The following is a 22,424-nucleotide window of genomic DNA, read 5'->3' as shown; positions in this document are numbered from 1 at the left end:
CAGGACATGGGTTTTGGGGATTTATATTAAGAGTAAGGAGAATGGTATAATATGGATATCTTTGCTTTGATTGGGTCTTTTGGGGGAGGAATCATTGGAGCTTACATAGGGGCTGTTCCCATATTTATATTTGCGGCAATCCTTGCCATCGCAGGTGCAGTGTCAGCCATGTCAGGGGGAGGAAGCTTTATTCTGGAATACGTTGCCTTTGGCTCCTACTTAGGGCCTCACATCGCTTTTGCAGGAGGTGTGGCTGCTACAGCCTATGCCGGTAAGAAGAAGAAAATCAAAAGTGGTTTGGAGCTGTCCACTCCACTCTTTGGAATCGGGGATCCAATGACTCTCTTGGTAGGAGGTTTTTTTGGCGTTCTGGGATTTCTGATCCACTATGTGGCAGGCACTCTTCTTCACTTTAACACAGATTTGCCAGCCATTACGGTGTTCCTGTCAGCAATCATTGCACGATATGCCTTTGGAACCGGCGGGTTGATGGGAAAGATAAAACCGAAGGAGAAGAGGACGTATTTTACCGGGGGGAAAAGTTTTTGGTGTAATGTGTTACTTGGAGCAGGAGTGGGTACGGCAACAGGCTTTGTGTATCAGTCCATGGTAAATGGAGGGGTATCCACAGAGGCTATGGCCAGCTTCCCGGCACTTTGCTTTGGAATTGCAGGAACTTCTCTTATTTTTGCCCATTCTGGTGCTGATGTTCCGTCGACTCATCACATTGCCATACTTTCTGCCTTGGCAGCCGTCTCTTCTGGGAATCCGTTTATGGGCGTCGTATTTGGCATTGCGGCATCCTTGTTTGGTGATTTCATAGCCAGTACCATTAACAGCCATTGTGATACCCATGTGGATCCGCCGGCTTGTACTATCTTTCTTTTTACATTTTTAATCAATCTCTTGTTTGGAAGTGGACTTTTAAATATTTAATTTTACATAGAAAGGCGTCCCGTCAGCCGATAAGGCATTGACGGGGCGCCTATTTTTATTTTATAGGAAAGTTCTACGAACTCCCCTATAAAATAAAAAGCACTCCGTGCAGGATGCACATGACGCTTAAGAGGATGATGTCACTAAAGTGACAGCGCGTCAGCGCCAGAGTCTGACAAGTCAGACTCTATCTTGTAATTCTCGGACAAGCAACATGCAGGTTGTGCCTGAAATCATACCAGTTATGGGAAAGAAGGCCTCATAGCCTTTCTTATGTGTTAAAGTCTAACTACCACTCAAATTAGTGGTAATTAGTATGGAGGAGGATGAAAAAATGTTACAGATCAATATTGATGACGTTATGAAAATTGTCAATCTCTGCGTGCCTTATCTCATCGGCCTTGGCATAGCAGCCATTGCCGTAATCGCCGTATTTATCGCATGCAGAAAGAAAAAGGGTGCCGTAAAATATCTAATCAGAAGCCAGGGGATTATGGCTCTTGTTTTGGCACTTGTGATTACGGTGAATTTAATCTGCTGGGGGCCAATGGCAAGCCTTATATCCCTAGCCACTGGAAGTGGAACGATTTCAGAAGAGACTTCCAATAAGGCAACAAAGCTTTGTACTGAAATTGCAGAAGAAGGAATTGTACTGTTAAAAAATGATTCCGACCTTCTTCCCTTAAAAACAGATTCAAACCTGAATGTATTTGGCTGGGCTTCTACCAATCCATGTTACGGTGGAACCGGCTCTGGTTCTCTCTCAGATGCATATGAGACTGTGTCTCTGCTTCAGGGTTTGGAGCACGCAGGTTTTAAGTTAAATACGGCATTGTCTGACTTTTATAAGGCTTACCGGGCAGACCGTCCAAGTGTAGGAATGTGGGAGCAGGACTGGACTCTTCCTGAGCCAGTGAAGACATCTTACAGCCAGGAGCTTTTATCTGGTGCTAAGACTTTTTCTGACACAGCCATGATTGTCATTACTCGTGTGGGCGGGGAAGGCGCAGATCTTCCAGATGATGTGAGCAAAGTAACGTATACAGATAATTCCAAAGACTATAAGGACTTTGAAGATGGAGACCATTACCTGAAACTTAGTAAGACAGAAAAAGATATGGTAGATCAGGTATGCTCAAACTTTGATAATGTTGTTTTCGTATACAATGGTGCAAATGCCATGGAGTTAGGGTTTTTAGAGGATTACAAACAAATTAAAAGTGCCATCTGGTGTCCTGGAACCGGTCAATCCGGCTTCGAGGCATTGGGAGAGATTGTAAGTGGAACTGTAAATCCATCTGGAAAAACCAGTGACACTTTTGTAAGGGACTTAACAGATACCCCTCAATATAACAACTTTGGCAGTTTCGTTTACGACAACATGGAGGATTTCGCAGGAAAGGCATTTAAAGGGGAAGCTACCTATCCAAGCTTTATCAATTATGTGGACGGCATTTATGTAGGATACCGTTTCTTTGAAACTGCGGCAGAGGAAGGTTTGATCGACTATGATAAGTCCGTTATGTATCCGTTTGGCTATGGACTTTCCTATACTACATTCACCCAAAAGATGGGAGAGATGACCCAGTCAGACGGTAAGATTTCCTTTGATGTGACAGTCACAAATACTGGAAATACGGCTGGTAAGGATGTAGTTGAGGTTTATTATAATCCTCCTTATACAAACGGTGGGATTGAGAAAGCGTCTGCAAATCTAGCGGCATATGATAAAACCGGACTCCTAAAACCAGGAGACTCAGAGACGGTATCCATCTCATTCCTTGCAGAAGACATGGCATCCTATGATTCCAAGGGAAGCGGGGGTTACGTTTTGGATGCGGGAGACTACGGCATTTCCATTCGAAATGATTCTCATCGCGTCATAGAGGAACAGAACGTTACCGTTTCCTCCCAGATTGTATACAATGAATCCAATCCACGTTCCACCGATACTATAGCTACGGTAAATCAGTTTGAAGAGGCAAAAGGAGACTTAAAGGTTCTTTCCAGAGCAGATGGGTTTGCAAACTATAAAGAAGCAACAGCACCTCCTAAGACCATGACCATGCCGGAGAACTATAAAGAGACCTTTCTAAACAATAAAAACTACAACCCAGAGGATTATAATAATGCATCCGATGAGATGCCAGTAACCGGAGCAAAAAATGGATTGGCACTTGCCTCCATGCGAGGTCTGCCTTATGATGATCCTCAGTGGGAGAAACTTCTTGACCAGCTAACAGCAACAGAGATGGACACCATGGTCGCCATAGGCGGATATCAGACCTCTGCGGCTAAGAGTGTAAAGAAGGTAGGAACCGTAGATTGTGATGGACCTGCGTCTATTAATAATAACTTTACAGGGGTTGGCTCCATCGGCTTCCCGTCAGCCGTTATGATTGCATGTACATGGAACGATGATATTGCCGAAGCCTTTGGAGAGAGCATTGGAACCATGGCAGATGAGATGGGTGTATCCGGCTGGTACGCACCGGCTATGAATACCCACCGTTCCGCCTTTGGTGGACGTAACTTTGAGTATTACTCAGAAGATGGCTTACTAGGCGGCAAAATGGCTGCCAGTGCCTTAAGAGGAGCGGAGAAGCTTGGTGTATACGGTTATATCAAACATTTCGCATTTAATGATCAGGAAACAAACCGAAACAATATGCTTTGTACCTGGTCTGAGGAACAGGCCCTTCGTGAGATATATCTAAAGCCTTTTGAAATCGCAGTTAAGGAAGGTAAAGCAAAAGCTGTCATGTCATCCTTTAACTATATTGGAACGGAATATGCAGGAGCATCCAATACCCTTCTTAATACCGTATTAAGAGAGGAATGGGGCTTTAAGGGATTTGTACTCACGGATTATTTTGGTGGATACGGATACCAGAATGCAGATCAAGAAATTAGAAATGGAAACGATTCCATGTTGGTTGCTTATGATACGGAAACCAATCATCTAAAAGATACCACCAGCGCCACCAGTTTAAAAGCCATGAGGCAGTCTGCTAAGAATATTATGTATACGGTTGTCAACAGCCGAGCTTACGAAGGAGACAACGCAAAGGGAGGCTTAATGAACTGGCAGATTACAGCCATTGCAATCAATGTAGTTCTGGCGGCAGGCTTCCTATTCCTGGAGATGCGGATGATAAAACGCTATAAAAGCAAACTGGAGCTAGGACAGACAAAGGAAACAACCTCAACAGAAGGAAAAACAGATGAAGTATAAACACATTCTTGAAGCAATGACACTGGAAGAAAAGGCGGCCATTCTTAGTGGTAAAAACGTGTGGCAGACTCGCAACATCGACCGCCTGAATATTCCCTCCATCTTCTGCGCCGATGGACCCCACGGGGTCCGGAGGCAGGCTAGTTCGGGAGACCACCTAGGGCTGAACCCTTCTCTTCCTGCCACCTGTTTTCCAACCGCAGCCTCCGTTGCCAATAGCTGGGACGAAGCGCTGTGTGAAGAAATCGGCAATGCACTGGGTGAGGAGGCAAAATCCCAAGGAGTAAACGTTCTCTTAGGGCCTGGACTTAATATCAAAAGAAGTCCTCTCTGTGGAAGAAACTTTGAGTATTTCTCAGAAGATCCATACCATGCTGGGAAACTGGCTGCCTCTTATGTCAGGGGAATCCAGGAACAGGGTGTGTACGCCTGTCCCAAGCACTTTGCAGTCAACAGCCAAGAGCTTAGACGAATGGCAATGAATGCCGTACTAGATGAGCGTACCTTAAGGGAAATCTATTTAGAAGGCTTTGAAATTGCTGTCAAAGAAGGCAAGGCCAAGTCCATCATGACCAGTTATAATGAGGTGAACGGGACCTATACAAATGAAAATAAACATCTGCTAAAAGATATCCTAAGGGATGAGTGGGGCTTTGATGGCCTTGTCATCACGGACTGGGGCGGCTCCAACGATCATGCAAAAGGCGTTGCTGCAGGTTCCCACTTAGAGATGCCATCTCCTGGTCTGGATTCCGCCAGAGGCCTTTTAAAGGCCCTAGAAGACGGCAGCTTGACCATGGAGGAGCTGGATACTTGCGTAGAAGGTCTTCTAGAAGCTGTGTTTGACTTAAACCAGAAAGAAAATCAAAAGAAGACTTCATTTGATCAAAAAACACACCACAGGCTGGCGGAAAAAGCGGCAGAGGAAAGCGTTGTTCTGCTTAAAAATGAGGGGCAATTGCTCCCCTTACCATCAGGCTGTAAGGTAGCTCTGATTGGAGACTTTGCAGTTGAACCAAGGTATCAGGGCGCAGGTTCCTCCCTGGTCATGCCTTTGAACCTGGAAACAATGGAAGGAACTATAAAGCAATATCCCTTAAACGTAGTAGGAGTGGCAAAAGGATATCTGCGAAATGGAAAAGAAGATGCAAGCTTGCAATCTCAGGCAGTTGAGCTGGCAAAGAAAGCCGATGTGGTTTTATACTGCTTTGGACTAGATGAACTAAGTGAAACCGAAGGAATGGATCGCACCCACATGAGGCTTCCCAAAAACCAGATAAAGCTTCTTAAGTCCCTGGCTGATGCGAACCCTTCCATCGTTGGAATCCTTAGTGCTGGATCTGCCATTGAGATGCCTTGGCAGGAACATTGCAACTCGATTCTTCACGGTTACTTAAGCGGCGAGGCAGGACCAGGGGCCATCCTTCGTATCATCACAGGGGCAGTCAATCCGTCTGGACACTTAAATGAGACATATCCTCTAACGTATGAGGATACGCCCTCCTGTGAGTACTTCCCAGGCAAGGAACGAAACAGTGAATACCGAGAGAGTTTATACGTAGGATATCGCTATTACCAGACTGCAGAAATCCCGGTTCAATATCCTTTTGGATACGGTCTCTCCTATACCACCTTTGAGTATTCAGAACTTGAAGTCATAAAAGAAGGCGTCCGCTTTCGCCTAAAGAATACGGGAAGTTATGACGGAAAGGAAGTAGCCCAGCTTTATGTAGGCGGTCCAAATCAAAGAGTATTTCGCCCACACATGGAGTTAAAGGGATTTGCTAAGATATTCTTAAAAGCAGGAGAAAGCCAGCAGGTATTCATCGCGTTTGATGATAAGGCATTCCGTTACTGGAACACAGCCACAAAGCAGTTTGAAGTAGAAGGTGGCCAATATACCATATCCATTGGAAGAAACGTAGCCGATGTAAGGCTTAAGGGGACCATAGAGGTAGAAGGTACTACTGAGATTTTCCCCTATGATCCAGAGACGTTAAAATCTTATTATACCGCTAAGGTATGTGATGTTAAGACCGAAGAATTTGAAGCCCTATTAGGGCACCCAGTACCAGACGCAAGCTGGTTGGGAGACCTTGATTTAAACGATGCTCTCTGTCAGATGTATTATGCAAAGAGCCCTCTGGCAAGGCTGATTTATCGGATACTCACAGGGTTAAAGAATAAAAGTGAAGCAAAAGGAAAACCAAACCTGAACCTTCTATTCATCTATAATATGCCATTTCGCGGTATTGCAAAAATGACTGGAGGTGCAGTCAGCATGGAGATGGCAGAAGGAATGGTTTTAACGGTGAACGGGCATTTCTTAAAAGGAATGAAAAAGATCATCGTTGGATTCTTTGCCAATAGAAAAGCAAATCAGGCATATGAGAAAAAGCTTTCAGAGAAATAAAGGGGGGAATAACATGCTTACAGGCATAAAAGCAGGGTGGAAGACATTTTCCAAAAAGCACCCCACAGTGGCTCAGTTTTTAATCTTTTTTTTGGTATCCAACGGAATTACAGTACTTCAAATGATACTGATGCCGGTCTTTAAGGGCGCTTTTGGAATGACTTCACTGGTAAATACGGACTTTCAAGTATGGCACGTGGGGTCAAATACCGACGGTACGCCTTACTATATCTTTAATTATGCAGCAGGAGAGCTGTCAAAAGGCGGAGGTGGCGGCCTGGCCTACTTCCTGGCAGTTGAAATCACCATGGCAATCGCTCAGGTAATCAACTTTTTCCTGCAACGAAACGTAACATTTAAGGCAAATAACAGTGCAGCAAAGGCCGCCGTGTGGTATGTGATTGCTTATATTATCATAACCATAGGGGCAGCAGCTCTTCAAGGTGTTTATAAGGCTCCTATCTACAATCTCTTTATGAGTGGTTTGGATATGGGAGCAGGGGGAGAGGCAGTTGCTGACGTGATCACAATGCTGATTAATTCCGCAATTTCCTTTTGGGTATTTTTTCCTATATTTAAAGTTATATTTAAAAACTAAAAAGACATGGCCTGTGGTTATCCTACTAAATTAGTAGTGACCAAAGGTAAAAAGATACGTCTTGATACGGCATTTAAAAGCCCTATCAAGACGTATCTTTGTTAACCATATATCAATTATCTCTGCTATTTCTACCATTCAAATCATCCCAGATATCTTCGCCACCCCAGTTATTCCAAGGCCGGTATCAGAATCTTTAGGACAAACCACTGATCTCTTGAAGTGACCGTCATGGACCCGCCATATTTTAATGCGGCAGCCTGTATGCTCTTAAGACCATAGCCATGAAACCGCTTATTATTCTTTGTGGTAGAAGGCAGACCCCGGTCAGCCATAAGAAGCGGGTTTTCTAAATAATTCTCACACTGGATCATCAAAAACCCATTAATCTTGCATACCGTAAGAGTGACCAGTCGTTTTTCCGTGTCTTCATACTGGGAAACACATTCAATGGCATTATCAAGGGCATTGCCAAAGATAGAGCAGATGTCCTTTACGTGGAGAAAGGAGACCAACTTTCCATCTGCCATACAGGTAAAGGATATCTTATTTTGGCTGCAATAAGTACTTTTTGTAGTAAGCACCACATCAAGTACCTGGTTTCCGGTATTAACGAGAGCTTCTTGGGTCAAGATAGCATTCTCCATCTCCTTTAAGTATTGCTCCTTCTTTAAAGGATCGGATTCTGCCCGGATAGCAATCATGTAATGCTTTAAGTCATGAAACTCCCTTCGAAGCAGTTCTGTGTTGTCAAGAGCCATACGGTACTGATCGTATTGACGTTGTAAAACTACGTTCATGGCATGGTTTTCACCACGTATTTGAAGTTCCTTTCTCCTGTTTTGCTGGGCAAAGAGCATAATAAGCCCACCAAAATCCACCAGAGTACGGACATAGAGTAAAGAGCTTGTAGCGCTGGAAAATGGAGTGTTTGGCATGACAAAACTAATATTGCTAATAAGGAAAGCGCCAAGTCCCATGGATGCAGTGCCAAGGAGCTCCTTTCCTTCCACCTCCATGCCTTCCTCTTTTTGAATATGTTCCCGCTCCAGAAAGTAATATCCAACATAAATACATGAATAGGTGACCGCCATAACCGTAAGGGAAATGGTCTTACTTTCCCTCTGAAACATAAGAGCCCACCATACATAAAGCTGCCACTGTAGGGAAGCGGCAAACTCAGCCAGTACAAAGGCCCGAATACATAGGAATAAAGCATCATAATGAGAGATCTGACAGGAAATATAAATGCATAGATAAATCATAAGGATAGCAGTCATCATTCCCGGAAACCACAAAAATAAGGGAAGCTTACCTGCGATGTGATGAAAAGAAAGGAACAGGCCGAGCATGCCAGTAATAAAAGCAGCAAGCCAAAAGCCCTTTATTTTTCTTCTCAACATGAGGATATACAAAGAACATGCAATCCATTCCGCAAGGGCGGTGTAGGAACGGGGAGTATTCATCAGTTCCGCTAAGTTCATTTTAACCTCCCAGATAATCCGTCAGGCAGTCCATAAACAACTTTTTCCTGGTACGGCTTAAGGGTATCTGCTTTGTGGAAAGGAGCAGAACATGATTGTTAAGGATTCCTGTCACATGGCTTAGATTCACAAGATAAGCATGATGGCACTTGGAAAAACCATATGGTTTTAACGTTTCTTCCATCCGCTTCATGGGGCCCGGAACCACATGGTTTCCTTTTTCCGTGTGAATTAGAAGCTGGTGAAGCTGACTTTCAATATAGGAAACAGATTCTAAATTCACACGCATGGTGCCGCCATCCACATCAACCGTTATGTAGTGAACTTCCTTTTTCTTGTTTATTTTAAGCACTGCCTTTTTTAATAGCTGAGAAAAGGAGAGATAGGGAACTGGCTTTAATACATACCCAAGGGCATCCACAAGATAACCTTCCAGGGCAAACTGAGTGGAAGAGGTGATAAAGATAAAAGTCACTTCCTCATCAAATTCCCGTATCTTCTCTGCCGTTTTCATACCATTTAAGTGCTTCATCTGTATATCAAGCAAAATAATATCATAATCTGGGGTATAATCCGATATGATATCCAGGCCATCGGAAAACACCTGAATCCTAAAATGCTCTTCGTGTTCCGTTTCATACCTTAAAAGATAGCTTTTTAATGTTTCTACGTACTGGTCTTCGTCTTCCACAATAGCAATATTGATCATGGGTCATCCTCAATGAATTCCTGTATTTTTCTAATGTAAGTATACCATGATAAAGAGAAAAAACCAAGGCGCGAAAAAACCGGCCAGGGATTTCCCCAGCCGGTTTTACTCATTAATAATTTTCCACTTTTCTTTCAAAATAAGCTTTTGGGTGTGCACAGGTCGGACAAATTTCCGGGGCATCAGGTCCCTCATGGATGTAACCGCAGTTACGGCACTTCCAGCCAAGAGGCGCGTCACCCTTAAAGGTCTTGTCTTTTTTCAAACTGTCAAGAAGCTTTAAGTAGCGCTTTTCATGGGCAGCTTCCACTTTTCCAACGAATTCGAATCTGAATGCCAGCGCTTCAAATCCTTCATCTCTGGCGTCCTGGGCCATACGCTTATACATGTCGGTCCACTCATAGTTTTCCCCTTCGGCAGCCGCCTCAAGGTTTCCTTCCATGGTACCAACCCCATGAAGTTCCTTAAACCACATCTTTGCATGTTCCTTTTCCTGGTCAGCAGTTTCCAGATATAAGGCAGCCATCTGCTCATATCCGGCCTTTTTGGCTGCCGACGCAAAAAAAGTGTACTTGTTTCTTGCCATAGATTCCCCGGCAAATGCATCCTTTAAATTCTGTTCTGTTTTTGTTCCCGCATATTTTGACATCTTAAACCCTCCTACAATTAATTACTATTGGCTGATCTCGTATGTGAAATGGATGAGCGATTAACCGAAATATCTCTCCAATAAGCCCTTAAATGCCTTACCGTGACGAGCTTCATCCTTAGCCATCTCATGAACGGTATCATGGATTGCGTCAAGATTTAATTCTTTAGCCCGTTTTGCAAGATCAAACTTACCAGCAGTCGCACCGTTTTCAGCAGCAACTCTTAATTCAAGGTTCTTCTTTGTGCTAGAAGTTACAACTTCACCAAGTAATTCTGCAAACTTAGAAGCGTGCTCAGCTTCTTCAAAAGCAGCTTTCTCATAGTATAAGCCAACCTCTGGATATCCTTCTCTGTGAGCCGCTCTTGACATAGCAAGATACATACCAACTTCAGAACACTCGCCCTCAAAGTTAGCTCTTAAATCCTTCATAATATCTTCTGGAGAACCCTGAGCAACACCAATTTCATGCTCGCAGGCCCAGGACATATCTGCATCCTGTAATTTGAACTTTTCAGAACCAGCTTTACAAATTGGACAAAATTCTGGAGCCGCCTCTCCTTCGTGAACATAACCGCATACAGTACAAACCCATTTCTTCATGATCTCATGTCTCCTTTATATTTGATTTTTATTTATTATGTTGTTGCAATCAAAAACAGTAATGATTACTGATATTAATTTAGCACAACTTTATCCTGATGTCAAGTCTTATTAAGAATTATTTCTCAAACACTGATTGCAGGTACCATAAAAATAAATGGTATGGCTATCCACCTGGCCATCCGCATATTCCTGGGCCAGATGATTAATTTCCTCCATAGTATCGAGACGCAGGTCCTTCACCTGCCCACATGTTCTGCAGACAAAATGATAATGTGGTGATGTGACGGCATCAAAATGATCTGCACCGTCTCCGCATGTCAGCTTCTGTATCTCACCAAGTTCTACAAGGAGATTTAAGTTCCGGTAAACAGTACCGAGGCTGATGTTTGGGTAATCCTCTCGGATGGCGGTGTATAGAGCGTCGGCAGTGGGGTGGTCATGCCTTGCCATCAGACAAGCTTTAATCGATTCCCGTTGACGGCTATACTTTAATGTTTTCATGGCCGCTTCCTTCCTATAATGATAATTATATTAGTAATTGTTACTATTTAATAATAGTAGATTCCCCACGCTTTGTCAATGTGTTGCAAGAAACTGTTATATGTTTTCTTTGGAAATTCGTATAAACTCTTTTGTGGCTTGTGATAAGTATCTTCCCCGGTGACAACCAAAGGCAAGAACCCCATGGCTGCGACTGTAATTTAGGGAATAATAATTAAGTCCAGTTTTTCTAACAACTCCATCTTTGTTATCTGTATTTCCAGAAACAAACATTCTGGGATAAAAAGTAATTCCCATGCCCTTTGCTGCAAGTGCTAAAACCGTCTCGATATTTTCTGTCTCAAGTAGAATGGTAGGAGATAGCTGGGCATCTTCAAAGATCTCATCTGCAATGGTTCTGACCCTATTTCCTTTATGAATAAGAAGATAAGGGCAATCCCTTAACAAAAGGATATCAGGATTTTCTTCCAGCCTTTTTTTTATCTCATCTTGCTCCCCAGGAAAAAATAAATCAAGGATCTGATCAGGAACTACAAGTAGAATCTCTTCCTCACAGATTGGGATTGATTCCACGTTCTCTACCTTAAAGGGCAAAAGATCCACCATTAAATCAATCTCACCATGAATTAATGCAGAGCTTAGCTCCTGGGAATTCCCCTCCACCAGATTCAGCTCGATGTTTGGAAACTTCTCGCGGTAAGCAGGGAGAATGGCAGGAAGAAGAAATCGGCCTCTGGTATGGGACACCCCAATGGAAAGCTGTCCTGTAGTAAAATCTTTAATGTCTGAAAGTTCTCGGTAGGTCTCGTCCTTAAGATCCAAAAGCTGCTTGGCTCTTGTTTTTAATGATCGTCCCGCATAAGTTAAGGTAAGGGGCATGGTACGGTTAAAAAGCTGTACCCCAAATTCCTTTTCCATATTAGAAATATGATTGCTTAAAGACTGTTGGGAGATATAGAGCCGTTTGGCGGCTCTTGTAATGTTTAATTCTTCTGCAACTGCAAGAAAGTATTCAATGTTTAGGAAGTTAATCATAAATAAGCCTCCAGCTTGGGAATAAAGGGAAGAAGCAGGTCTAAGGAACCGTTTACAATAAGTTCTTCCGGAAAATCCAATTCTGTTATGAGTTCCCAGGCTCTTTTATGATTGCCCACATCAGCCTCAACATGGGCGTCGCTGTTAAGAATAATGCTGGTTTTGTAATGCTTGCATTTCTCAAGCAATGCAATGTAGTTTTCCTTTGCATTCTGGCGAACGCTTAAAGGGTGAAGGGAGCTTGCATTGACCTCAAGAAGTGTATGATTTGAAGCAGCTGCGGCTGCCAGGGTATCATAATCAATAGGAAAACGGCTGTCATCTGGATGTCCGATGATATGGATCGATGGATTTTCTATGGCACCTACGTAAGCACTGGTGTTTTCAGAAACTGTTCCGCTTTTAAAGCATGGTTCGTGAATACTTGCGACCCCATAATCAAGTTTTTCTAAAAGTCCCTTTCTTAAATCCACTCTTCCTTTATAATCCAAAATATTTAATTCTGCCCCCATTAAAATATTGATTCCAAAGAGCTTTCTTGGTATCACTCTAAAATTTATAAAATAAAACTCATTGCATGTTCCAGGCATCTTAGGAGCGTGGTCCGTGGAGCCAAAAAGGGTCAGACCTTTTTCGGAAGCTGATCTTGCCATCTCATATAACGTGTTGTATGCATGTCCGCTGGCAATGGTGTGGGTATGCAAATCCATTATGTCGTTCATGTTCTTGTCCTTTCTATATCGACGCCCGGCGTATGAGACCGGAACAACTATGGTCGATTAAGTAGAATATATCACACTTTTCCATAGAAAACTATAGAAATATCAGGCTGGATGTGTTAAAAATATAGTAAGATTTTACGCAAAAAATAAGGAATTATGAGTGGAGGAAAATAATATGAGCAAAGAACGAAAGGAAGCCGATTTCGTAGAAGAGAAAGTTGAAACTATGGCTGATTACATGGATGAGTTAGAAGCTTCTTTTAAGAGAGTACGAAAGGGAGATGTGCTGACAGGAACCGTTGTGAGTGTAACAGAAGAATCCGTGTTGCTGGATTTAAAGTATTTTTCAGGAGGTATCATTCATAAAGAAGATATAAACGGGGATCCTGACTTTCACTTAATTCAGGAAATCCATCCAGGAGATGAAATCACTGCCACCGTAGTAAGAGCGGATGACGGTGAAGGAAATGTCCTTTTATCTGCAAAGCTTTTAGGGGATCAAAAAGCATGGGAAACCCTAAATACATTATTAAATGAAAGAACCATTGTACCTGCTAAGATCACAGAGATCGTCAAAGGCGGAGCAGTTGCTTACTTAGAAGGAATCCGTGGATTCATTCCTGCCTCTAAGCTGGCTGCGGCCTATGTAGAAGACCTGGAATCCTACCAAGGAAAAACCATTGAGGTCACAGTAGTTACCGCAGACGAGGAGAACAAAAAGCTCATCTTATCTGGAAGAGAACCTGCACTCTTAGTTCAGAATGAGGAAAAAAAGGTAAAGATCTCCAAATGTCAGGTAGGAGCGGTCATGGAAGGAACGGTAGACAGCTTAAAGGACTACGGTGCTTTTGTAAACCTGGAAAACGGACTAACTGGTCTTTTACACATCTCCCAGATCAGCAACCAGAGAATTAAGAATCCTAGTGCCGTATTAAAAGAGGGTCAAAAGATAACCGTAAAGATTCTATCCACAGCAGACAATAAGATCAGTTTAAGCATGAAGGCGGTTGTAGAGGATGAAGAAGCCAATGTAGAGGTTTTTGATTATAAAGAAAGTGGCAGTGCCTCTACAGACTTATCCGCACTGCTAAAAGGATTAAAATTTTAGAAACTCGGGAAAAATATATAAAATACCTTGTTTCTATGGTATAATATCATTATGAGCAGGGGCTACCGGCGACGGGATGCCCCTGTCTCACTGATCCGTATTACGGGCAAAGGAGAGGGGGATGAGGAATGAATGTTCCCAATTCATTTAACCAGGTTGACCAATGGAAATCAGTCATGTTTTTGTATGACTCAGCATTAAAAGAAATCAGTACGAAAATAGAGATACTTAATAACGAGTTTGTTCATATCTATAATTACAACCCGATTGAACACGTAAAGTCTAGGCTGAAGACGCCAGACAGCATTGTAAAGAAGCTTAAGCGCTATGGCTTTGAGGTGACCATCGATAATATGGTGGAGAAGCTCAACGACATCGCCGGAATCAGAATTATCTGTTCTTTTACCTCTGATATTTATCAGATCGCTCAGATGATTGCAAAGCAAAGCGATGTTACGGTGCTTTACGTTAAGGATTATATTAAAATCCCAAAACCAAACGGGTACAAGAGTTATCACATGGTAGTGACCATCCCTATCTATTTAACAGATGGGCCGGTGGATACTAAGGTGGAGATCCAGATCAGGACCGTTGCCATGGATTTTTGGGCGAGTCTTGAGCATAAGATTTATTATAAATTTGAAGGCAATGCCCCTGCGTATTTACAGCAGGAATTAAAGGCCTGTGCAGATGTGGTAAATATGTTGGATGCAAAGATGTTTTCTCTAAACCAGGCTATTTTGGAGCTGAGCGCTCAAACCCATGAAGATTTAGGTGGGGAGAGACGGTTTCGGAAGGAAGATTTGGAAGAAAAGCCATGATGGATCGCTTTGACACAAAGAAGGTCATGTTATGAGCACATTAACAAAAGACACCATAAGGATTCTTAAATATAACAGGAAGAATGCGTTCTTTTTTTCTCTGGCATTTCGTCTGATAACGACTACCTTGTATTTGTTTGCTTTGGACAGGGGGCTTTTGATCGCCCTTAAATTAGCGGGGTATAGTTATTTGACGGTTGCCAACATCGGTGGTTTTCTCTTAAAGCCATGGACAATAATTATCATGGCAGTTCTGGTTTTTTTCGGCATGCTCATTCTCGTTTTAGAGACTGGATGCTTTCTTACGCTTTTCCAGGGAATTTATTATACCAGAAAGCTAAAACCGTGGGAGATTTTGGCAGGAGGCATTATTAAGCTTCGGGATGAGATCCTTAAAAGGAACTGGAGGTTGGGACTTTTGATCCTGGCCAACTATAGCTTGACGAACCTGTATCTCATATACCGGTTTTTTACTCATATAAAGCCACTTGATTTTATCATGACGCAGGTGCTTTCCCAGCCACTTGGAAAGGCGATCCTAATTTTCCTTATTATTCTGACTCTTGCCGCAGTCGTTCCAGGTCTTTATGCGTTTCATGCCTGTATGATTGAGCAGAAGAATTTTAAGGAAGGATATCTTAGAAGCTGGTGGTTGTTAAGACATAGGATTCCTAAGGTATTATTATTGCTGACAATTTATTACGGTACGTTTGCGGTGCTGTTAAAGCTAGTTTACTCTTTTTGCGTTTTGATTACTGCCGTGGCAGTGACTCTGTTTACGGACAACAGGCTGGCACTTGCGTTCCTTCCCGCCGCCTGCGGACGGATTGACTTAGTCCTTCTTTTTATAAGCAGTATGCTTCTCGCCATGGGAAATTATGGCGCATTAAGCGTCCAGTATTTTCAGTTTAGCAGCAGAGTTCTTAAAAAAGCAGGAAACATCTCTGATTCTGGTGCCCGTTGGGCAAATAAAAAGACTGCGCTTGCCTCCATCTCAGTGGCGGTGGTTTTCAGTCTGGCCACCTTGTTTTATGTGGTCTATAATGGTTCCGCTATCGCCGGGGGAATCCTTGGTACCGTACAAATTACAGCACATCGGGGAAGCTCAAAAGAAGCACCGGAGAATACCATGGCAGCCATTAAACAAGCGGTCAATGATCTTGCAGATTTCGTTGAGATTGATGTTCAAGAGACTGCTGATGGTGTGGTGGTGCTTGGACATGATTCCAGTTTAAGGCGAGTGGCAGGTGTGAACCGGTCCATAGGCTCTTATTCCCTTGAAGAGTTAAAAGGACTTGATGTGGGAGGATGGTTTTCTGGCGATTTTAAAGGAGAAGAAATCCCCACCCTGGAAGAAGTGATGGAATACTGTAAAGGTAAGATTAACTTAAATATTGAGATCAAGAGTGGGGGAGATGACAGTCTCCTACCGGAAAAGGTGGCATTACTCATAGACAAGTACCAGATGAATGAGCAGTGTGTGGTCACTTCCTCACGGTTTCTCTATCTTACCAGAATTAAAAAGCTTGATGAAAAAATTCGTACTGGATATATTGTCTCAGCCGCATACGGCAATTATTATTCCAGTGATGACATCGATTTGATTAGTTTGCAGTCAAGTTTTGTGACGGAACGACTGGTGGAAGCCGCCCATTTAAAGGGGAAGGCAGTTCATGCCTGGACGGTGAATTCAAAAAGTGAGATGGAGCGGATGAAGATGCTTTCCGTTGACAATATCATTACAGATTACCCGGTTCTTGCAAGAGAGATCATATACCGGGAGGAAGCCGCAGAGAATCTTTTGGAGTACTTAAGACTGGTGCTTAGATAGATGGGAGACAAGAAATGAAGGTTGTTTTACAGCGTGTGGCCAAGGCGGCTGTTACGGTGGACGGGACCGTTACAGGAGCAATTGAACGAGGCTTTCTACTGTTTATTGGCGTATCCCATACGGATACCAAAGAAATTGTAGATAAGATGGCAGATAAGATCTGTAAGCTTAGGATCTTCGAAGATGAAAACGGAAAGACCAATCTTTCTCTTTCTGATGTATCAGGAGAGATTTTAGCGGTGAGTCAGTTTACCTTGTATGCAGATTGCAAAAAGGGAAACCGCCCTAGCTTTACAGGGGCTGGCGAGCCAGAACATGCAAACCATCTGTATGAATATATGACAGAACGACTGAAATCCCACTCGATCCGGGTGGAAAAAGGAATTTTCGGGGCTGATATGAAGGTGGAACTTTTAAACGATGGACCCTTTACACTGGTCCTAGACAGCGATGAAATTTGCGGTTTGCAGGGCTGATACACAAAGCCCCTGCGCATACCTATAGAGAAAATGGAGGATTCAAACATGGAGAAAACAAAAGGACAGATATTACAGGAAGAACTGACTTTTAAGTTCCCTCATATCGGTAAAGATGCACCTCACCAGATGGAAGAAGCTGAGAGGTTTTGTGAGGGCTACAAACGGTTTTTAGACAATGGTAAGACGGAAAGAGAATGTGTAAGAGAAGCCGTAGCCATGCTTGAGATGCAGGGTTATGTTCCTTTTGCTTCCGGCGTTAAATACAAAGCTGGAGACAAGGTATATTATGTAAATAGAGGAAAGGCCATTATAGCCACAACCTTTGGAAAAGAAGGCTTAGAAAAAGGAGTTCGTATCAATGGAGCTCATATCGACTCACCAAGACTAGACTTAAAGCCAAATCCAGTCTATGAGAAAAATGATCTTGCTTATTTTAAGACTCACTATTACGGCGGAATCCGCAAATACCAGTGGGGAACCACTCCTTTAGCCATGCATGGCGTCATCATTAAAAAGAATGGAGAAGTGGTAGAAGTCAACATTGGTGAAAAGCCAGGAGATCCAGTTCTTTGCATTACCGATTTGCTTCCTCACCTTGCAGCAGAACAAAATGATAGAAAGTTAAGAGATGGCTTAAAAGGAGAAGAGCTTAACATCCTCATCGGCTCCATTCCTTTTGTAGATGATGCAGATTTAAAAGATCCTGTAAAACTTCTCGCCTTAAAGCTTCTTCATGACCGTTACGGAATTACAGAAGCGGATTTCTTACGAGCAGAGATTGAACTGGTACCAGCACAGAAAGCAAGTGACGTGGGATTTGACCGTAGCATGATCGGTGCTTATGGACAAGATGACAGAGTGTGTGCCTACACCGCACTTATGGCAGAGATTGATGCCGTAATGCCAAGGTATACCACGGTTACCGTTCTTGCAGACAAAGAAGAGATCGGTTCTGATGGAAATACAGGACTTAATTCTGATTTTGTGCTTCACTTTATTGAGGACCTAGCTGAGATGGCAGATGTGCCTGTAAGAAACATTCTTCGCAATTCCATGTGCTTATCCTCTGATGTGAATGCAGCGTATGACCCAACCTTCTCTCAGGTATATGAAGAACGCAATGCCTGCTTTTTAAACAAGGGCTGTGTTATAACAAAGTATACCGGTGTAAGAGGAAAAGGCGGTTCTAACGACGCCAGCGCAGAGCTGATGGCAAAGGTAATCGCTATGATGGAAGAAGATGGAATATACTGGCAGATCGGAGAACTTGGAGCAGTTGACCAGGGCGGCGGCGGCACCATTGCCAAGTACATAGCAGCTATGGATGTGGATGTAGTAGACCTTGGTGTGCCGATTCTTTCCATGCACTCACCTTTCGAGCTTTCTTCTAAACTTGATGTGTTTAATACATTTAAAGCGTTTCGAGCTTTTTACAAATAAGAAAAGAAATTTTGAAATTTTTGTTAATTTCCGTAAAATGCTTTTTTTCCCATTCCCAATATGGTATAACAGACAGGAAGTGTTTTTATTGTTAAACATTAAAATAGAAAGAAAAAGGATTGTATGATGAAGAAAATTTTTAAAGTATGCATGTGTGGTCTTGTGGCCGCTACCCTTATTTCAGGCTGTTCCAAAAAAGAAGTAAAAGAAACAACACAGGCAAGCACAGAAGCGACTGAGTCCTCTGCCCAGGAAACGACGGCATTAAAGGATCTGACAGATATTGAAAACGGAAAAGTAACCCTTGGTGAATATAAAGGCATTGAAGTGAAAAAAGATGCAGTAGAAGTAACGGATGATGAGCTGAAACAGGCCATTGACCAGGATCTTGCTGCTCATGAGAAAAAGGTTGATGTAGACCGTGCCATCAAAGACGGAGACGTGGTTAATGTTGACTATGCTGGTACAAAAGACGGCGTTGCATTTGACGGAGGAACAGCACAAGGTTATGATCTTACCATCGGTTCCAACCAGTTCATCGAAGGATTCGAGAGTGGATTAGTTGGCGCAAAAAAAGGGGACAAGGTATCTTTAAATCTTACATTCCCAGAGAATTACCAGAATAAAGACCTTGCAGGAAAGCCAGTTGTATTTGAAGTGACTGTAAATTCCGTAAAGGAAAAACAGGTTGCTGAATTAAATGACGCTTATGTACAGGAAAATACAAAGTCAAAGACAGTTGACGAGTATAAGGAAGAAACAAAGCAGACTCTTCTAAAGAAGAAAAGCGATGAAGCAGATCAGAAGGTAAAGAATGATATTTATACTGCTATTTCTGCGAATGCAAAGGTTGAGCCAGATCAGAAAGCGGTTGATGCCAATTATGATAACCTGATCACCAGATATACCAATCAGGCAGCTACCTATGGTATGGACTTTACTACCTTTATAGGAGCATTTACCGGAATGAAAGAGGAAGACTTTACAAAAGCTGCTAAAACTCAGGCAGAAGAAATTGTAAAGCAGAGACTTATCGTAAATGCAATTGCTGAAAAAGAGAAAATCGCTATTACCGATGATGATCGTAAAGAGGTTGCTACCCAGTTAGGTTATGAGAACGCAGAAGAACTGGTTAAGGCAGAAGGACAGTTTGAAGTCAATGACTATGTTATGAATAACAAGGTAATGGAATTCCTTTTGAAGAATGCAGTAGTTAAATAATATTTTACGACAGGAGGAACCTTTATGCAGCTTTTAAAGGACAGAATACGTAAGGACGGTAAGATCAAGTCCGGTGACGTACTTAAGGTAGATAGTTTCTTAAATCACCAGATGGATATTAAACTGTTTGTTGAGGTCGGAAAAGAGTTTAAAAGACGATTTGCTGATTGTGAAGTCAATAAAATCTTAACGATTGAGGCCTCCGGAATCGGAATCGCCTGTATTGTTGCCCAGTATTTTGATGTGCCAGTGGTATTTGCAAAAAAATCAAAGACAAAGAATATTGCAGGTGACGTATACACCACACAGGTGGAGTCTTATACACACGGAAGAACGTATGATGTTTTGGTCTCTAAGGAGTTTATTGGTTCAGGAGACAAAGTACTACTGATTGATGATTTCTTAGCCAACGGAAAAGCGTTGGAAGGACTGGCTGCCATTGTAAAGGATTCTGGCGCAGAGTTAGTAGGCGCAGGCATCGTGATTGAAAAAGGTTTTCAGCCGGGCGGTGATCGGTTGAGAGCGGAAGGTGTAAAGGTGGAATCCCTTGCGATTGTAGAAAGCATGGACGAGACTACCGGCACCATTTGTTTTAGAGGTGATAGATGAACAAAGGACGTAAGGCGCTGTTCTTTGACATAGACGGCACTCTGACTTCTGAGTCAACCCGGCAAATCCCGGTGAGTGCTATGGAGGCCATCGCTCAGGCAAGAAAGAACGGTCATCTGGTATTTATCAATACCGGAAGAACTTATAGCCTGATCGAGCCTGTGAGGCGTATGATAGAAGTAGACGGATATTGCTGCGGCTGTGGTACCAGAGTCGTAGCTGGCGAGAAGGTCTTATATTCTACTACCATACCTCGTACAAGAGGCAGCGAGATTAAAAAAATCATAATACAACATAAACTTGACGGAATGCTGGAAGGAACTGAGGAATGCTATTTCAGAAAAGAAGAACCTTGGATGCCGGAGGCAGTGAGAATGAAATCCCAGATGATCAAGGAAGGAAAAGTTTCCTCCTTTGGCTGGGAAGAGGACTGTTACGATTTTGATAAGTTCTTTGTCCAGGCTGATGAAAACAGCGATGTCAAAGGATTTTACCAGGCTCTGGAAAAAGACATTGATATCATCGACCGGGGAAATGGCTTCTATGAATGCGTCCCTGAAGGACATTCTAAGGCCACCGGGATTGAACTGGTCATGAAACATTACGGCATTGAGTTATCCGATGTCTATGTGTTCGGAGACAGTACCAACGATCTTCCCATGTTCCAACTTGCTAAGAACTGCGTACTTATGGGACATCATAGTGTAGAGTTAGAGCCGTATGCCACTTTCTTTACGAAGAATGTGGAAGATGATGGTGTGGCTTATGCGATGAAGGAACTAGGACTTATCTAGTTTAATAAAGAAAAAGAGGAAAGACCAATAGCTTATATTTAGCGGTGGTCTTTCCTCTTTTTTTATAGCGAGCAATAATTAATTTACCTTTTGTCTTTTTGCACCATGAAATCTCTTACATTTTAACAATGGTACATGTCTTTGTTTGGTTCTTTTATGGAGCTACATATATTTTATTGCGTTAGCAGGAGATAATAGCTTTCAGTTTTTTCTGGGGTATCTCCATTAAGGATAACTATTCTATCTGAGAGAGTAACAAAAATATAGGGGGGATTGTTCCGATGAACATATACAGAGCAATTGTTATATCCCTGTACATAAAAGCTTCCTATATAAAAATTATTGCCATCTCCGCCATTGCGTTTTCTCATTTTAGGTAGATCTTTCACCTGCTTAACTTCTTGTATGTCAGACAAAGAAAAAGAGTCATTGCGCATTGGTGCATTTACAAAAACAACATTATTTTTCACCTCAAGATCAACAGATCCAAAGTCCAGCGGCATTATAAATATAGAAAGAGCTATGGTTCCTATTATAATTGCGGCAAGAAAAATATAAGTCAGCTTGCCAAACCATGATGCCATATTAGTTGTTGTTCCGATGCCAAACCGCTTTTCAACCCATATGCGTTTGTCGTTTGGGTTATAGTAGTTTCCCGTCACCCAAAACTGACTCTCATCTGTGTCAATTCCAATATTCTGTCTCTCTTCAATATACCATCCCTTATCTTTTTTCAATTGATATAATTTGTTGAAATATTTTTTCTGAATGATAAAGTTACGATAGAAAACGAGACAACACCAAGCCAAAACGTATAAAATACTAATCGAATCATATTTAGAAATGATTAGAAGGGGAAGTATAAGCAAAGCAGATAATAATCCTGCTGAAGTGTAGGTTTTATGATAATCTTGAATAATTTTCAGTACTTCATTATTCTCAAGCTCTGAGTGGGGCAGTGACACGCCAAGAAGAATATCTCCATTTGCTTTTTCGGCAGTTTTGTTTGTCAAGAGTATGGTTAACAAAATCACTGTTGTAACAAATACGTAAATTATAATAGAAATCATGTATACCTCCTTCAAATTTGAAAAAGAATCCGCGTACAAATATACGAAGAAATTAATATAAGTACAATAAAATATTTGTTTTTTAACTATTGCTTTAGTTCTAACTTTATTATAACACTCATTATAATTACTGCTAGCTATTTTTATGAAATTCGCTTTGGCA

The 22,424-nt window shown here is 42.2% G+C and carries 20 protein-coding genes; 12 read left to right on the top strand and 8 right to left on the bottom strand.

Annotated elements, in window-relative coordinates; all coding sequences use genetic code 11:
- Positions 1-51: 51 nt before the first annotated feature.
- From BET01_RS02320 to BET01_RS02305, 4 genes are all read left to right on the top strand, one after another.
- Positions 52-936, top strand: coding sequence for a hypothetical protein (locus tag BET01_RS02320; protein WP_120195128.1), 885 nt, complete (start codon positions 52-54; stop codon positions 934-936).
- A gap of 334 nt (positions 937-1,270) precedes the next feature.
- The gene (locus BET01_RS02315) at positions 1,271-4,171 is read left to right on the top strand and encodes a glycoside hydrolase family 3 C-terminal domain-containing protein (protein WP_120195127.1); all 2,901 of its coding nucleotides are present in this window, start codon (positions 1,271-1,273) and stop codon (positions 4,169-4,171) included.
- Entirely contained in the window at positions 4,161-6,584 is a 2,424-nt protein-coding gene (locus tag BET01_RS02310) for a glycoside hydrolase family 3 C-terminal domain-containing protein (RefSeq protein WP_120195126.1), read from the top strand. The genes BET01_RS02315 and BET01_RS02310 overlap by 11 nt, the downstream gene beginning before the upstream one ends.
- A gap of 13 nt (positions 6,585-6,597) precedes the next feature.
- A complete protein-coding gene (locus tag BET01_RS02305) occupies positions 6,598-7,182 on the top strand; it encodes a hypothetical protein (RefSeq protein ID WP_120195125.1) in 585 nt (194 codons plus the stop codon).
- A gap of 170 nt (positions 7,183-7,352) precedes the next feature.
- Here BET01_RS02305 and BET01_RS02300 read toward each other — a convergent pair whose 3' ends face one another.
- The 7 genes from BET01_RS02300 to BET01_RS02270 form a co-directional block, all read right to left on the bottom strand.
- The gene (locus tag BET01_RS02300) at positions 7,353-8,666 is read right to left on the bottom strand and encodes an ATP-binding protein (protein WP_120195124.1); all 1,314 of its coding nucleotides are present in this window, start codon (positions 8,664-8,666) and stop codon (positions 7,353-7,355) included.
- Position 8,667: 1 nt separating this feature from the next.
- On the bottom strand, positions 8,668-9,375 hold the full coding sequence (locus BET01_RS02295; RefSeq protein WP_120195123.1) for a LytR/AlgR family response regulator transcription factor: 708 nt from the start codon (positions 9,373-9,375) through the stop codon (positions 8,668-8,670).
- A gap of 112 nt (positions 9,376-9,487) precedes the next feature.
- Complete coding sequence (gene rbr / locus BET01_RS02290) at positions 9,488-10,024, bottom strand: rubrerythrin (RefSeq protein ID WP_120195122.1); 537 nt, start codon at positions 10,022-10,024, stop codon at positions 9,488-9,490.
- Between the two features lie 60 nt (positions 10,025-10,084).
- Positions 10,085-10,627: an NADH peroxidase gene (locus BET01_RS02285; protein WP_120195121.1), complete on the bottom strand. Its 543-nt coding sequence runs from the start codon at positions 10,625-10,627 to the stop codon at positions 10,085-10,087.
- Between the two features lie 111 nt (positions 10,628-10,738).
- On the bottom strand, positions 10,739-11,131 hold the full coding sequence (locus tag BET01_RS02280; RefSeq protein WP_120195120.1) for a Fur family transcriptional regulator: 393 nt from the start codon (positions 11,129-11,131) through the stop codon (positions 10,739-10,741).
- 96 nt (positions 11,132-11,227) lie between these two features.
- Positions 11,228-12,166 (bottom strand): LysR family transcriptional regulator, encoded by a 939-nt coding sequence (locus BET01_RS02275; RefSeq protein WP_120195119.1) that lies wholly within the window; start codon positions 12,164-12,166, stop codon positions 11,228-11,230.
- Positions 12,163-12,888 (bottom strand): phosphatase, encoded by a 726-nt coding sequence (locus BET01_RS02270; RefSeq protein WP_120195118.1) that lies wholly within the window; start codon positions 12,886-12,888, stop codon positions 12,163-12,165. The genes BET01_RS02275 and BET01_RS02270 overlap by 4 nt, the downstream gene beginning before the upstream one ends.
- Before the next feature lie 175 nt (positions 12,889-13,063).
- On the opposite strand from BET01_RS02270, the gene BET01_RS02265 reads away from it, so the two are divergent.
- From BET01_RS02265 to BET01_RS02230, 8 genes are all read left to right on the top strand, one after another.
- The gene (locus BET01_RS02265) at positions 13,064-13,996 is read left to right on the top strand and encodes a S1 RNA-binding domain-containing protein (protein WP_120195117.1); all 933 of its coding nucleotides are present in this window, start codon (positions 13,064-13,066) and stop codon (positions 13,994-13,996) included.
- A gap of 128 nt (positions 13,997-14,124) precedes the next feature.
- Positions 14,125-14,817: a GTP pyrophosphokinase gene (locus BET01_RS02260; RefSeq protein WP_243117094.1), complete on the top strand. Its 693-nt coding sequence runs from the start codon at positions 14,125-14,127 to the stop codon at positions 14,815-14,817.
- Between the two features lie 31 nt (positions 14,818-14,848).
- The gene (locus tag BET01_RS02255) at positions 14,849-16,648 is read left to right on the top strand and encodes a glycerophosphodiester phosphodiesterase (protein WP_120195116.1); all 1,800 of its coding nucleotides are present in this window, start codon (positions 14,849-14,851) and stop codon (positions 16,646-16,648) included.
- A 14-nt stretch (positions 16,649-16,662) separates the two neighbouring features.
- Complete coding sequence (dtd, locus tag BET01_RS02250) at positions 16,663-17,124, top strand: D-aminoacyl-tRNA deacylase (protein WP_120195115.1); 462 nt, start codon at positions 16,663-16,665, stop codon at positions 17,122-17,124.
- A gap of 48 nt (positions 17,125-17,172) precedes the next feature.
- Complete coding sequence (locus tag BET01_RS02245; RefSeq protein ID WP_120195114.1) at positions 17,173-18,567, top strand: aminopeptidase; 1,395 nt, start codon at positions 17,173-17,175, stop codon at positions 18,565-18,567.
- Positions 18,568-18,690: 123 nt separating this feature from the next.
- Positions 18,691-19,788 carry a trigger factor gene (tig, locus tag BET01_RS02240; protein ID WP_243117093.1) on the top strand — a complete coding sequence of 366 codons (1,098 nt, stop codon included), beginning with the start codon at positions 18,691-18,693 and terminating at the stop codon, positions 19,786-19,788.
- A gap of 24 nt (positions 19,789-19,812) precedes the next feature.
- Positions 19,813-20,397, top strand: a complete 585-nt coding sequence (locus BET01_RS02235; protein WP_120195113.1) for a xanthine phosphoribosyltransferase — start codon at positions 19,813-19,815, stop codon at positions 20,395-20,397.
- Positions 20,394-21,191, top strand: a complete 798-nt coding sequence (locus BET01_RS02230) for an HAD family hydrolase (RefSeq protein ID WP_120195112.1) — start codon at positions 20,394-20,396, stop codon at positions 21,189-21,191. Before BET01_RS02235 ends, BET01_RS02230 begins: the two co-directional genes overlap by 4 nt.
- Positions 21,192-21,364: 173 nt before the next feature.
- Here the strand turns inward: BET01_RS02230 and BET01_RS02225 are convergent, their stop codons facing one another.
- Positions 21,365-22,261, bottom strand: a complete 897-nt coding sequence (locus BET01_RS02225) for a DUF5808 domain-containing protein (protein WP_120195111.1) — start codon at positions 22,259-22,261, stop codon at positions 21,365-21,367.
- Positions 22,262-22,424: the final 163 nt, after the last annotated feature.

Origin of the sequence: Lacrimispora algidixylanolytica (genome assembly GCF_003609635.1) — a bacterium.
In the GTDB taxonomy this organism is placed as follows: Bacteria; Bacillota; Clostridia; order Lachnospirales; family Lachnospiraceae; genus Lacrimispora; species Lacrimispora algidixylanolytica.
Note: the sequence above shows the minus strand (reverse complement) of the source record. Positions and strands in the feature narration are given on the sequence as shown.